Source organism: Demequina litoralis (genome assembly GCF_030418455.1).
Lineage (GTDB): Bacteria > Actinomycetota > Actinomycetes > Actinomycetales > Demequinaceae > Demequina > Demequina litoralis.
Genome location: NZ_JAUHPW010000001.1, coordinates 568,631 through 582,218 on the forward strand (window position 1 = coordinate 568,631; position 13,588 = coordinate 582,218).

Below are 13,588 nucleotides of genomic sequence, written 5' to 3' on the forward strand. Positions count from 1 at the left end.
TCATGAGAATCACTCGCAACGCCGTGGCCGGCACCGCCGCCACCGTCGGCATGACGCTGGCGCTGGCCGCCTGCAGCAGCTCGGCAGGCACCGAGGCGTCCGGCTCGGCCGCCGCCGACGGCGGCGACGCCGTCGAGACCGTCAAGATGTGCGCGCTCGTCTCGGACGTCACCTCGTCGGAGGCGCTCGCCTTCCGCGACTACTACACCGACTACATCGCGAGCGAGTTCCCGGTCGAGTTCGTCTACTCGGACGAGCTCACCGACGCCGAGGCGGAGAAGACCGCGATGGAGGGCTTCATCGCGAACAACTGCCAGGCCGTCATCTCGTTCGCGTCGGCCGACCGCCCGACGCAGCTCGACATGGCCGAGGACGCGGGCATCTACTACGCCGTGGCCACCGGTGCGCTGTCCGCGGAGGAGTACGAGACCTTCAAGGACTACGAGTACTACGTCGGCGCCATCGGCCCGGACGCCATGACCGAGTTCCAGGCCGGCTACGACATGGCCCAGTACTTCATCGGTGAGGGCGACACCAGCTTCGGCATCTTCGGTGGCGGCATCCCCTACTACCTCGAGATGCACATCAACCGTGCGGCCGGCATGCTCACCGCGCTCGCGGAGGACGGCACCACCTCGTACGGCGGCGCCACCGAGATGGGCGACATCCTCGGCAAGATCTACGCCGACGGCACCATCAAGATCCAGGACTTCGAGTCCGACGTCTACGAGCTCACGGGCTACCTCGAGACCTGGGACTTCGACGCCGCGTGGCAGGCCAGCATGGCCGAGATGATCGCCGCGGACCCGGACGCGATCCTCGCGGTCGGCACCGGCAACGCGATCCTCGGCTCCGCCGTGGACGGCACCGACATCCAGATCGGTGACATCGACGCCTACACCGAGGACAACCTCGTCGCGATGGAGAACGGCACGCTCGGCTTCCTCGCCGGCAAGTTCACCTCGATCAACGGCCCGATCTTCGCCGCCACCCTCTCCGCGGTCCAGGGCGAGCCCTACCGCACCGAGGACGGCTCCGCCTTCGCGCTGAGCCAGGGCTACTGGACCGCCACCTCGGCCGAGGAGTTCCAGGAGATCGTCGACGCGGACAACGTCGAGTCGCCGGTGTACGACGTCGACACGCTGTCGCCGTTCGTCGCCACGGGCGCGACCTACGACGAGTTCGCCGACTTCGTGGGCAAGTACACGTTCGCCGACCTCGTCGGCTGACACACCTCTAGGAAAGGACAGGGAGGCACCGAAGATGGGTAGCTTCATGCAACGGGCAACGGGAACCTTGATCATCCCGGTCGGGGTGTTCGCAGTGGTGTGGACGTTGGCCACCCTCGACGGTGCCTCCCTGTTCAGCTCCGGCGACAGCCTGCTGATCCTGGCACGCGCCACCGCGGTGACGATGCTGACCACCATGGCTCTCGCGATCAACCTCAACAGCGGGAGGTTCGACTTCTCGCTGGGCGCGATGGCGCTCGCCTCGAGCACCATCGGCGCCTCGGTCGCCATCAACGTCGGCGGCGGGTTCCCCGTCATGGCCGCGGTGACCGTTCTCTCCGGCGCGCTGCTCGGCGCGTTCTCGGGCTTCCTCTACGTGACCCTGCGGATCTCGCCGCTGGTGAGCTCGCTGGGCGTCACCCTCCTGTACGAGGGCCTCGCCTTCACCATCACGGGCGGCGGCAACATCAGCTTCACGCAGTACCCCGAGCTCGTGTCCTTCGGCAAGAGCCTCGTGGCCATGACGGCCGTCATCATCATCGCGCTGATCGGCGTCTACACGGTCTTCGACCGCTCGCGCTTCGGCTCCGACTACCGCTCCCTCATCACCGGCCAGGCCGCCGCGGTCTCCGCCGGTGTGAAGGAGAAGGGCAACGCGATCAAGACCTACGCGGTGTCCGGCGCCCTCATGGGCGTGGTCGGCCTCATCCAGGCCTCCAGCAAGGGCCTCATCGAGGCCGGCAGCATCAACTTCTCCACCATCGGCATCATGTTCACCGCGTTCCTGCCGATGTTCGTCGGCGGCTACATCGGCCGCTACTCGAACGACAAGCTCGGCTACCTGCTCGGCGCCCTGTCGATGTCGGTGATCGGGCTCGGCTACTCCGCGCTCAAGCTCACCTCCGCGCAGCAGTCGCTCATCACGGCGCTCCTGCTGGTCGTCTTCCTCATCTTCCTCAGCAACGAGGAGCGCGTCGGCCGCTGGTGGCGCAAGGTGAAGGGCGGCAACCGCACGCCGCAGCAGCCGTCCGACACGGACGCCGCGCAGTCGGTCGGCACCGGGGCCCGCTGACCATGACCGACCTCGCCGCAGCCCCGGGACGCGGACCTGCGAACCAGCCGCGGGGGGTCATCTTCGGTCTCGACGGTGTGCTCATGCGCACCGATGAGCTCCACTTCCAGGCCTGGTCCGTGCTCGCGGACCGCCTGGGAGTGGAGTTCTCGAGGCAGGACAACGAGCGTCTCCAGGGCATGTCCCGGGCCGAGAGCCTGGACGCCCTCCTCGGGCTCGGCGCGACGGAGGTGTCGCGCACCGAGAAGGAGATGCTCTCCGAGGACATGGAGCTCATCTACCGCGAGCTCCTGAGGGGCCTCTCCCCCGCACACGTCGATCCCGCCGTGCACGACACCCTCGTGCGGCTCCGCGAGCACGGGCTCCGCCTGGCCGTCGGCTCGGCGGCCCGCAACGCCCGCGTGATCCTCGAGCGCACCGGTCTGCGGCACCGCTTCGACGCGATCTCCGACGGCGACAACGTCGCCCACGGCGAGCCCGACCCCGAGGTCTACCTCCGTGCCGCGGACTTCCTCGCGCTGCAGCCGCAGGCGTGCGCCGTGGTCGTGGGCACACCGCAGGGGGTCGAGGCGGCACGGCGCGGCGGCTTCGTCTGCATCGGCATCGGCGCCGCCGCGACCCATCCCGACGCGACGTCGACCATCGCCGCGCTCCCCGACGTGCTCGCCCATTTTGTAGGCTGAGCCCGGTCGCAGGCCGAGCCGAGAGGAAGCAGCGGGGTGTACTCCGAGAGCGAGCTGGTGGTGCTCCCCCGCGCCGTCCCGGCCCGGGTGATCTTCATCGACGCCGACGGCTTCATCCCCCCGGCGCGCCGCGACGAGGCGCAGCTGTTCTTCGTCGTGCACGGCCGCCCGACGTTCGTGGTCGACGAGGACGAGGCCACGCTCGGCCCCGAGGACCTGTACCTCGCCAACGCGCGGAGCCTCGTGGCCCTCGAGTCGGACGGCCCGTTCCAGGTGATCGCGCTCCGCTTCGACGTGCGCCGCCTCGACGAGTCGCTCGACGACGTCGAGTTCCGCGTGAGCTCCGCCACCGCGACCAACCCGCGCGCGCTGCGCCCGCTCATCCACCTCATCGCGCTCATCATCAAGGCGAACTCGACCGAGGACGACCAGAACCGCTTCCCGACCACCTCGCTCCTCTACGCGCTGCTCGACGAGCTCACCCGCAACTTCGTCGCGAGCCCCACGGGCGCCGCGCCGGCATCGGACAAGCACCGCGACCGCATGCGCCGCCTCCTGCGCTACATCGACGAGCACTACGCGGAGGGCCTGACCCTCAACCACGTCGCGGACCACGAGCACCTGTCGGCGCCGTACCTCTCGGCGTTCTTCAAGGAGCATGTGGGGCTCACGTTCTCCGCGTACTACAACGCGCTCCGCCTGGACCGCGCGGTCGACGACCTCCTCACCACCGACGAGAGCGTCGAGACGGTGGCGCGGCGCAACGGCTTCCGCGACCCGCGCGCCTTCGTCAAGGTCTTCAAGGAGCGCTTCGGCGTGCTGCCCAGCCAGTACCGCCGCGACGAGCTGGAGAAGCGCGAGGGCCAGTCGCGTCGGAGCACGGCGGCCGAGCCGGCACCCGACACCCCGCTGCGGGTGCTCGCCAAGTACCTGCCCGAGCAGGCGGCCGAGCACGTCGCGGTGGCCTACGAGACGGATCCGGTCGCGAAGATGGTCGCGGTCGACGCCGTCGACGCCTCGTCCCCCGGCCGCCGCCTCGACCACTCGTACCGCAAGGTCACGACCGTCGGCCGCGCCAAGGAGCTGCTCTACGAGGAGGTCCGCGGGATGCTCACGCAGTGGCAGGCGGACGTGGGCTTCGAGTACATCAAGTTCCACGGCCTGTTCGGCGACGACATGCACGTGTACCGCGAGGACAAGGACGGCAACCCCGTCTACAGCTTCGTGCTGCTCGACAAGGTCCTCGACTTCCTCCTGTCCATCGGCCTGAGGCCCTTCGTCGAGCTCTCGTTCATGCCGCAGGAGCTCGCCTCGGTGCCCGAGCGAACGGTGTTCTCCGCCGAGTTCAACGTGAGCCCGCCCGCGCGCCTCGAGCGCTGGGTGGGCCTCGTCGAGGCCTTCGTGGGCCACGTGATCGACCGCTACGGCTACGCCGAGGTGTCGACCTGGCTGTTCAGCCCGTGGAACGAGCCGGACACGGGCCCCACGCTGTTCGGGTTCGGGGACGATGCGCGGTTCCACGAGTTCTACAAGGCGACCTACGACGCGGTGAAGGGCTTCGGATCCGACCTCACGTTCGGCAGCCCCGCGATGCTGGTGACCTACGCCCAGGACAAGGACTGGCTGCTCGCGTTCCTCGACTACGCGGACGGCCACGACTGCCGTCCGGACTTCATGACGGTCCACTTCTACGACAACGACTTCCAGCACTCGACGCTGTCCGAGCACTCCCCGGCCGAGCCCGCGGGCCTGCGGCTCAACAAGGACCAGGACACGTTCCACAAGACCGTGCGGCAGCTCACGCTGCTGCTGCGCGACCGCGGGATGCAGGTGCCCGTGTACATGACGGAGTGGAACCTCACGGTGTCGCACCGCGACCTGCTCAACGACACCACCTTCAAGAGCTGCTATCTCGCGAAGAACCTGCTCGAGAGCTACGACGAGCTCGGGTCCTTCGGGTACTGGACGCTCACCGACCTCGTCGAGGAGCTGCAGCCGAGCGCGGACATGTTCCACGGCGGGCTCGGCGTGTTCACGTCCAACGGCGTGAAGAAGCCGCACTACTACGTGTTCGCCGCGTTGCGTCGCGCGGGTGACCGGCTGCTGACCTCGGGCGAGGGCTACTTCGTCACCGCGAGCGACAACGGCGTGCAGATCTACCTCTACAACTACGAGCACTTCAGCCACCTCTTCGCCTCCGGAGAGCGCTACGACATGACCTACCTCGAGCGGTACGCGCCGTTCGCCGAGGTCGGCCGCATGGACTTCTCGCTCGAGCTCACGGGCCTCGACCCGGGCCGCTACCGGCAGCGCGAGGAGGTCATCAACGCCGAGCACGGCTCGGCCTTCGACACGTGGCTGCGGATGGGCGCGCCGGCGATCGATCGCCAGGCGGTCGACTACATCCGCCAGGTGTCGGTGCCCGACCTCATCGTCAACGACGTCGACGCGGACGCCGACGGCACGCTCATGGTCTCCGCGGTGCTCGAGCCGCTCGAGGTGCGCGTCATCGAGCTCGTCCCCCACGCGCGCCACGCGCACCGCTGAGCGCGGGTCGGGCGAGGGTCAGACGGGACCGGCTCCGGCCGCCTCGACGGTCGAGCCCCGCACCACGAGCGCGGGATCGAGCGTGATGGAGCGATGCACGTGCGTCGGGTCCGTGATCTCCTCGAAGGCGATCCGGGCACCCGTCGCGCCGAGCTCCTCGCCGGGCTGGCGGATCGTGGTGAGCGGCGTGGGGCTGTCCCACGCGGCGCGGTTGTCGTCGTACCCGACGATGCCGACGTCACGCGGGATCGTCAGCCCCGGCGTCGCGGACAGCGCCTGGGCGATGCCCGCCGCGACGAGGTCCGCGACCGCGAAGACGCCGTCGACCTCGCCCGCGAGGACGCGCGGGGCGATCCGCCGACCGAGCGCCCAGCCCTGCGCGCGGTGGAGCTCGTCGACGTGGTCGTACATCACGTCGAGCCCCGCGGCCCGCGCCTCCTCGGTGAAGCCCGCGACGCGGTCGGCGACGGGCTGCAGCTCGAGCGGCCCGCCGACGACGAGCAGGCGCCGGCGGCCGAGGCCGATGAGGTGGCGCGCGGCGAGCCGCCCGCCCTCCCGGTTGCCCATGTCGACCGTGCAGTGCGCGTCGGAGACGCCGTGGTAGTTGAGGAACACGAGGGGACGCGCGGTCCGGTGCTGCGCGACGAGCGTGCGGTAGTGGCTCGCGTCGTTGATGGTGACGAGGGTCGCGAGCGCCTGCGTCGCCTCGAAGTTCGCGAGGTACTGACGTTCGCGCGCGAGGTCCGTGTCCGAGTTCGCGATGAGCACGAAGGCGCCATGCTCCGCCGCGACGCGCTCCACACCCCGGCTCACGTCGACGAACAGCGAGTTGGTGAGGTCCGACAGGATGAGCCCGAGGGCGCGCATCGCTCCCGCCGCGAGCGACCGCGCGGGCCCGTGCGGCACGAACTCGAGCCGGGCGATCGCGTCCTCGACGCGCTCGCGGGTCGCCGCGGTGACCCGGTCGGGGTGGTTGAGCACGTTCGAGACGGTGCCCTGGGACACGCCCGCGAGCCGCGCGACGTCCGCGATGCTGGTGCGCCGGGCGCCCCCTCGTCCCGCCCCTGCTCCGCCGCCGACCATGCCGCTCATCGTAGGGCCTCCCCGCGCTCAGCCCGCCGCGCCCGAGGACACGTCGTCGAGGCGCCACTCGTCGCGCCAGTCGATGCGCACCGCACCGTCCGCGCCGAAGCGGAGCGGGAGCCAGACGTAGCGCGCCCGCGACGGGTCGGGCACCGTGAGCTCACGCATCCCGACGTCCTCGGCGCCGTCCTCCAGCGCCGCGAAGTACTCGTCGAACAGGTCGTACGCCTCGCCGCCGTCGGCCTCGTAGTCCGGAAGCCACCGGTCGCCCAGCGCGATGTACAGGTCGCGCCCGGGGACCCGGAGCACCGAGCTCACCTGGGTCCGGTACGAGGTGCGCGTCGCATCGTCCGGGTGCGGGTCGCCCAGGACCGTCCATGGCCCGTGCATGCTGCGCGCCGTCGCGACCTCCGAGGCGTTCGGGTAGTACCCCGTGGTGCCGGAGGTGAGCAGGTAGCGCCGGCCCTTGCGACGGAAGTACGCGGGGGCCTCGCGCGTGAACGGCGGGCGGCCGTGGTGGAAGTGCGTCGAGTAGTAGCCGGTCACGTCCGTGAGGTCGTCGGTGAGGTCCGCGATGATGAGCTCGGAGTGCACGCGCTCGAAGACGTAGTAGCCCTTGCCGTCGTCGGGGTCGATCACGAGGTCGAAGTCGCCGGCGTGCATCCCGAGCGGCCGGAAGTCGACGCGGACCTTGCGGTACGGGCCCAGGATCGACTCCGCCTCGAGGGTCGTGGTGAGCTGCACCGAGCCCTCCATCACCTTGATCCAGCACACGAACCGCCCCGTGCGCGGGTGACGGACGATGTGGGGCCGGTCCATGCCGCGGCCGGGATGGAGGGGGGACGATGCGTCGTCCGGCTCGGGCGGGATGATGAGGCCCTCGTCGGTCCAGTTGTAGAGATCCGTCGAGGAGTAGCAGCGCACGCCCCAGTGCCAGATGCCGGACCCGGGGGTGGTGCGCTCCTTGTTCTCGCCGTACCAGTAGAAGGTGCCGTCGAGCTCGAGGACGGACCCGCCGTGCGCCTGGATCGGGCGGCCCGACGTGTCGAGCCACTCCTCGCCCGGCCGGAAGCTCGTGTACCGCGGGCCGCTCATGGTGTCGCTCCTTCCACCGTGATCGCCGAGGTGTAGGCGTGCGTGCCCGGGCCCACGGTCGCCGCGGTGCCGTCCGGCAGCCGCACCTCGCCCGTCACGCCGGCCGGCAGCTCGAGGTCGAGCGCCATGGTCGCGCCCTCGAGACGCCAGCCGACCTCGATGGGACCGTACGGGCTGACGTGGCGTGCGCGGGCCCAGGTGAGCCCGCCGCCGGGGCGAGGCCGGATCAGCACGTGGCGGTAGCCGGGCGCCGCGGGCGCGAGCCCCGCGACCTGCCGGTGGAGGAAGTCGACCACGGCGCCCAGGGCGTAGTGGTTGAAGGACGTCATGTCGCCGGGGTTGATGGAGCCGTCGGGCAGCATCGAGTCCCAGCGCTCCCAGATCGTGGTGGCGCCCATGGTGACCGGGTACAGCCACGACGGGAGCTCGCGCTGCAGAAGCAGCGCGTAGGCGTCGTCGAGGTGACCGGTCGAGGCGAGCGCGTCGCAGATGATCGGCGTGCCCACGAAGCCGGTCGGGATGCGGTGCCCGCCCGCTCGCACCGCGGCGGCCAGGAGGTCTCCCGCCCGCCGACGCTGCGCATCGTCCCTCGTCAGGCCGAACTCGATGGCGAGGGCGAGTCCCGTCGGGGCGTCCGCGAGGCCGTCGAGGTCGTCGATCCAGCGGCGTCGCGTGCCCTCGAGCACACGGTCGGCGAAGCCCGCGTAGCGCTCGCGCGCGTCCTCCTCGCCCAGCAGCGCCGCGGTGTCGGCCACGATGCGCGCCGACCGGGCCGCGTACGCGGAGGCCACCAGGTAGCGATCCGTCCGGGCCGCGCCCGGATCTTCCGGCGGGGCCACCGGGTCGAGCCAGTCGCCGAGCTCCATCGAGCCCTCGACCACGTCGTCCGGACCGACCCGCAGTGCGAGGTGGTCCACCCAGGCGGTCATGCTGGGCCACTGGCGGGCGAGCATCCCCAGGTCGCCGCGGCGTTCGTGGATCACCCAGGGGACCACCACGGCGGCGTCCCCCCACGCCGCCGAGGCGCTGCGGGGGAAACCGCATTCGACCCACGGCACGAAGTTGGGCACCCAGCCGTCCTCGCCCTGCTCCGCGGCGACGTCGCGCAGCCACGAGGCGAGCACGCCGTCGGCGCCGTAGAGGAACTCCGCCGCCGGGGCGAACACCTGGATGTCGCCGGTCCAGCCCATGCGCTCGTCGCGCTGAGGGCAGTCGGTGGGCAGGTCGACGAAGTTGTCGCGCATCGACCACACCGTGTTCTCGTGCAGGCGGTTGAGCAGCGGCTCGGAGCACTCGAACCAGCCGCGACGCTCCATGTCGGTGTGGATGACGACGGCCTCGACCGCGTCGGCCGCGAGCTCGCCGGGCCAGCCCTCGAGCTCCGCGTAGCGGAAGCCGTGGATGGTGAAGCGCGGCGTCCACGTCACGGGGACGCCCGCGCTGATGAACGTGTCCACCGACGTCGCCCGCCGCAGCGGCCGGGTGCCCAGGGCATCGTCCTCAAGGACCTCGGCGTGGTGCAGGGTCACGGCGTGGCCCCGCGGCGCGTCCACGCGGATGCGGAGCACGCCGGAGATGTTCTGGCCGAAGTCGAGCCTGACGCGGCCGTCGGGCCGGCGCTCGACGCTGCGCGGCGCCAGCGTCTCGATGGGCCGCGCGGGCTCGTTCATCGCGGGCTCGATGCGGCCCTCGATCGAGGCCGGCGGGCGCAGCTCGGGACGGTCCCACGCGGAGTCGTCGAAGCCTGATGAGGCCCACCCGGCCGGCAGCAGCCGCGCGTCGTAGGCCTCGCCCTCGTACAGGCCCGCCGCGGTGGCGGGGCCGGGCGCGGTGCGCCAGGCCTCGCCCAGGGGCACGATGCGGGTGCGCCCGGCGCGGTCCGTCACCTCGAGCTGCGCGAGCAGCCCGACGTGCGGGCCGTACACATCCCACAGGCCGCCGTCGAAGCCGATGTTGCCGCGGAACCAGCCGTCGGCGACCTCCGCGCCGAGCACGTTCTCGCCGGCGTGCAGCAGCGCGGTGACGTCGTGCACCCGTGAGCGCACGCGATGGCGGTAGCTGGTCCAGCCCGGCGCGAGGTGCTCGTCCGAGACCGCCTCGCCGTTGAGCGACGCGACCATCACGCCCTGCGCCGTGAGATGCAGCCGCGCGGACACGGGTGCCGTGCCCAGCGTGAACGCGGCGCGCAGCAGGTGCGAGCCGCGGGTCTCGGGCGCGGCGGCCGTGGACGGCACCACGAGCGGCTCGGTCCAGTCCGCCTCGTCGTAGAGCGCGCCCTCGACGGCGAGCGGCTCGCTCCACGCGGTCCACTCCCCCGCGACGAGCGCGCGCACCTCGACCGTCGCCCGCTCGCGCGAGGCGAGGGGCGCGAACGGCCACGCGACGAGCGCCTGCGCGTCGCCGCCGAGGCCCGCCACGGCGGCCGCGCCACCGCGGGTCATGCGCGCCTCGGCCGCGGTCTGCGCCGCGCCCGCCGGCGCATCGTCGATCCGCCAGCTCAGCCGGGGCGCCGGGTCGGCCACGCCCAGGGCGTCCGCGCGCAGCTCCGCCCGGACGCCCGCGACGCGGGTCATCCCTTCACCGCGCCGGAGGTGAGCCCGGCCATCACCTTCTGGTTGAGGAAGATGTAGATCGCGAGCGTGCCGAAGACCGTCACGGAGATGCCCGCGAAGAGGGGGCCGTAGTCGACCGCGCCGTACTGGCCCGTGAAGTTGAGCAGGCCCACCTGGATGGTGCGCAGGTCCTGCTTCGTGATGAACGTCATCGCGATGAGCAGGTCGTTCCACAGGAAGAAGAACTGCACGAGCGCGACGGTGAAGATCGCGTTGCGGACCAGCGGCACGGTGACGTTGAGGAAGATGCGCCAGATGGACGCGCCGTCGAGCGTCGCCGCCTCGAAGACCTCGCGCGGGATCGCCCGCATGAAGGTCGCCAGCATGAACACCGTGAGCGGCATGCCGATGGCCGTGTACGTGATGATCATCGGCCACATCGAGTTCGTGAGGTGCAGGTTGAAGTACACCGTGAACAGCGGCAGCAGGATCATCTGCGTGGGCACCATGATGCCGGCGAGGAAGAGCACGAGGACGATGCCGCGCCCCTTCCACACCAGCACCTGCAGCGCGAAGGCGGCGGCGGTGCCGAGCACCAGGATGAGCGCGAGCGCCGGGAACACCGCGATCACCGAGTTGCGGATGTAGGTGCCGAGGCCGCCCTCGACGAAGGCCGACACGTAGTTGTCGAGGTTCCACTGCTGCGGCAGCGCCCAGAACGGCTCGGACAGGAACTCGGGCTGGGTCTTGAAGGACCCCATGAGGATCCAGAACATCGGGTAGACGACGGTGAGCAGCACCAGGCCGAGCCCGATCCAGCCGGGGATGCGGCGCAGGCGCACGCGGAGCGGCTTGCGCGACGGGGCCGTGGGGGCCGCCTCGCGGGCAGCGGGGGTCGCGGTGGTGGTCATGAGGTGGTCACATCCCGTCGCATCGAGCGGAAGACGAAGATCGTCGCGATGAGGCACAGCAGGGTGAGCATGAACGCGACGGTGCTGCCGTAGCCGTACTGGCCGTAGGCGAACGAGGTGCGGAACATGTAGAGCGTCAGCGGCGTCGTGGCGGAGCCTGGTCCGCCGTTGGTGAGCGCGACGATCGAGTCGAACACCTTGAGCGTGCCGTTGATGGAGAAGATCAGCGCGGACAGCAGCACGGGCAGCGACAGCGGGAAGACGATCCGCCGCACGAGCTTCCAGCCGCTCGCACCGTCGATGCGGGCGGACTCGATGACCTCGTTCGGGATCTCGACGAGCCCCGCGTAGAGCAGCACCGCGTAGAAGCCCATCGACCGCCACACGTCCATGAGGATGATCACCCAGAACGCCTGGCTGGGCGTGCCGAGGAAGTCGGTGAGGTCGCCGCCGAGCCACTGGAGGATCGTGTTGACCGGGCCGACGGTGGGCGCCGCCTCGAACATCCGGGAGAACATCAGCGCGACCGCGACGGTCGGCAGGATCACCGGGAAGAAGATCGTGGTGCGCACGAGCGGAGACCTGTTGCGCAGGAAGAACATGTACAGCAGCGCGAGGCCGTAGCCGGTCGCGACCTGGAAGACGGTCATGACGATCGCGTAGCGCAGCGTGAACCACAGCGCGTCGATGGCGGTGTCGTCGCCGAAGAACTTGATCCAGTTGTCGAGGCCGACGAACTCGAAGCCCGTGATGGCGTTGCCGGACTGGAACGTGTAGGTGACCGACCACAGGATCGGCACCAGCATGACAAGGGTGTAGACCAGCAGCGCCGGCGAGAGCATCACGACCGCGGCGGTGCGGTTGCGGAAGACGGAGTCCACAGCGATTCCTCAGGTAAGGGGGGTGGGGAGCAGGCGGGTGACCGCGGGTCCCGGGTGCGTGCCTCCGGGACCCGCGGGGTGGCGGTTCAGCCGCCGTTGGCCGCCTGGACGAGCTCCATGAACTCCTGGCCGCTGAGGTTGCCGGAGGCGAGGCCGCCGCCGTTGGTCTGCGACACGGTGGTGCCCTCCGAGGTGAAGGCCGCCTCGAACCACAGCACCGAGCCGGAGGCAGCGGCGATGGTGTCCTGGACCAGCGTGGTGAGCTCGGACTGGTCCGCGGGGATCTCCGTCACCTCGAAGCCGGTGACCTGGCCGAACTCCGCGAGCGCGACGTCGCCGTAGCTCTCGGTGACGCAGGTGAGCCACTCGCCGATGTCGTCGGTGTAGTTGGCGGTGGTGAACATCACCGGGATGCCGGCGTTCGCCGGGACCTCGTCGATGCTGCCCGCGCCGCCCTCGACCTCGGGGAACGGCAGGTAGCCGATGTTGTCCGCGCCGATCTGGTTCTGCTCCTCGTCGTTGAAGTTGCCCAGCGCCCAGCTGCCCATGTAGAAGAACGCGCCGCCACCCGTGAGGAACTGGTTCATCGCGGTGTTGTAGTCGACCGAGCCCGCGGCCGCGCCGAAGTATCCGGCCTCGCCCAGCGCCGCGACCGCGTCCGCCGCCTCGACGTACTCGGCGTCGGTGAGGCTGGCCTCGCCGTCCGCGACCTTCTGGAGGGCGTCCGCGCCGAGCGAGCGGAAGATGTAGTTGCCGACGAGGCGCGTCACCGGCCAGCCGTCCGAACCGGCGGCCACGAAGGGCTGCACGCCCGCCGCGTCGAGGGTCTCGGCGGCGGCGACCAGGTCGTCCCACGTGGCCGGCGGCTCGACGCCGTTGTCCTCGAGGAGCTGCTTGTTGTACCAGAAGCCCTCGATGTTGTACTCGGTGGGAAGCGCGTAGAGGTCGTCCGAGTTGTACAGCTGCTTGAGGGTGGCCTCGGCCGCCGGGAGGATCTTGCCCTCGATGCCGAGCTCGGCGAACGCCTCGGTGAGGTTGAGCACCTTGCCGGCGGAGATGAAGTCCTGCATGAGCGAGGGGGTGCCCGCGGCCATCGACATGTTCGCGAGCGCGTCGTTCGCCGCGTAGACCTGCAGCTGCTGGTCCCAGGTGGTGCCGTCGATCGCGTCCGGGACGAGCGGCGTGCCCTCGGCCGCGGCGGCGCACTGGTCCGCCTCGAGCGCCTCGAGGGTGCCCACGATGGTGGTGTTCTGGGTCTGACCCAGGTAGGTGAACTCGGTGCTGGTGCTCGCGCCGCCGCCGTCGGCGGAGTCGCTCGAGTCGGGCTCGGACGATCCCGAGCAGGCCGTCAGGGTGAGGGCGCCCGCGCCCAGCAGGGCGACGGCCGCCAACCCGCGGCGCCCACGGATGAGGGACTTCTTCACGATTCCTCCTTGAATCAGAAGCGCCACCACTTTGAAGCGCTTCATTGGGGAATCTAGGACCGTGGTCACCCCCTGTCAACAGGGGGGACGACGCGCACGCTCAACCCGCGC

The 13,588-nt window shown here is 70.5% G+C and carries 10 protein-coding genes; 4 read left to right on the top strand and 6 right to left on the bottom strand.

Going from position 1 to position 13,588, the window contains the following annotated elements:
- The first annotated feature begins 2 nt into the window (after positions 1-2).
- The 4 genes from QQX09_RS02515 to QQX09_RS02530 all read left to right on the top strand — a co-directional run bounded on the left by QQX09_RS02515 (position 3) and on the right by QQX09_RS02530 (position 5,531).
- Positions 3-1,229: a type 1 periplasmic-binding domain-containing protein gene (locus QQX09_RS02515; RefSeq protein ID WP_301131118.1), complete on the top strand. Its 1,227-nt coding sequence runs from the start codon at positions 3-5 to the stop codon at positions 1,227-1,229.
- A 106-nt stretch (positions 1,230-1,335) separates the two neighbouring features.
- Entirely contained in the window at positions 1,336-2,301 is a 966-nt protein-coding gene (locus QQX09_RS02520) for an ABC transporter permease (protein ID WP_301131119.1), read from the top strand.
- Between the two features lie 2 nt (positions 2,302-2,303).
- Positions 2,304-2,984, top strand: a complete 681-nt coding sequence (locus tag QQX09_RS02525) for a beta-phosphoglucomutase family hydrolase (RefSeq protein WP_301131120.1) — start codon at positions 2,304-2,306, stop codon at positions 2,982-2,984.
- Positions 2,985-3,020: 36 nt separating this feature from the next.
- Positions 3,021-5,531 carry a GH39 family glycosyl hydrolase gene (locus QQX09_RS02530; protein WP_301131121.1) on the top strand — a complete coding sequence of 837 codons (2,511 nt, stop codon included), beginning with the start codon at positions 3,021-3,023 and terminating at the stop codon, positions 5,529-5,531.
- Between the two features lie 18 nt (positions 5,532-5,549).
- Here QQX09_RS02530 and QQX09_RS02535 read toward each other — a convergent pair whose 3' ends face one another.
- The 6 genes from QQX09_RS02535 to QQX09_RS02560 all read right to left on the bottom strand — a co-directional run bounded on the left by QQX09_RS02535 (position 5,550) and on the right by QQX09_RS02560 (position 13,477).
- Positions 5,550-6,623: a LacI family DNA-binding transcriptional regulator gene (locus QQX09_RS02535; RefSeq protein WP_301131122.1), complete on the bottom strand. Its 1,074-nt coding sequence runs from the start codon at positions 6,621-6,623 to the stop codon at positions 5,550-5,552.
- An 18-nt stretch (positions 6,624-6,641) separates the two neighbouring features.
- On the bottom strand, positions 6,642-7,709 hold the full coding sequence (locus QQX09_RS02540) for a family 43 glycosylhydrolase (protein ID WP_301131123.1): 1,068 nt from the start codon (positions 7,707-7,709) through the stop codon (positions 6,642-6,644).
- Positions 7,706-10,282 carry a family 78 glycoside hydrolase catalytic domain gene (locus QQX09_RS02545; protein WP_301131124.1) on the bottom strand — a complete coding sequence of 859 codons (2,577 nt, stop codon included), beginning with the start codon at positions 10,280-10,282 and terminating at the stop codon, positions 7,706-7,708. The genes QQX09_RS02540 and QQX09_RS02545 overlap by 4 nt, the downstream gene beginning before the upstream one ends.
- Complete coding sequence (locus tag QQX09_RS02550) at positions 10,279-11,172, bottom strand: carbohydrate ABC transporter permease (RefSeq protein WP_301131125.1); 894 nt, start codon at positions 11,170-11,172, stop codon at positions 10,279-10,281. Before QQX09_RS02550 ends, QQX09_RS02545 begins: the two co-directional genes overlap by 4 nt.
- Entirely contained in the window at positions 11,169-12,053 is an 885-nt protein-coding gene (locus tag QQX09_RS02555) for a carbohydrate ABC transporter permease (protein WP_301131126.1), read from the bottom strand. The genes QQX09_RS02550 and QQX09_RS02555 overlap by 4 nt, the downstream gene beginning before the upstream one ends.
- A gap of 86 nt (positions 12,054-12,139) precedes the next feature.
- Complete coding sequence (locus tag QQX09_RS02560) at positions 12,140-13,477, bottom strand: ABC transporter substrate-binding protein (RefSeq protein WP_301131127.1); 1,338 nt, start codon at positions 13,475-13,477, stop codon at positions 12,140-12,142.
- Positions 13,478-13,588: the final 111 nt, after the last annotated feature.

Coding starts and splice junctions, on each gene's coding strand:
- QQX09_RS02550 (WP_301131125.1), bottom strand. CDS start 11,172: ATGACCACCACCGCGACCCCCGCTGCCCGCGAGGCGGCCCCCACGGCC.
- QQX09_RS02545 (WP_301131124.1), bottom strand. CDS start 10,282: ATGACCCGCGTCGCGGGCGTCCGGGCGGAGCTGCGCGCGGACGCCCTG.
- QQX09_RS02515 (WP_301131118.1), top strand. CDS start 3: ATGAGAATCACTCGCAACGCCGTGGCCGGCACCGCCGCCACCGTCGGC.
- QQX09_RS02535 (WP_301131122.1), bottom strand. CDS start 6,623: ATGAGCGGCATGGTCGGCGGCGGAGCAGGGGCGGGACGAGGGGGCGCC.
- QQX09_RS02540 (WP_301131123.1), bottom strand. CDS start 7,709: ATGAGCGGCCCGCGGTACACGAGCTTCCGGCCGGGCGAGGAGTGGCTC.
- QQX09_RS02525 (WP_301131120.1), top strand. CDS start 2,304: ATGACCGACCTCGCCGCAGCCCCGGGACGCGGACCTGCGAACCAGCCG.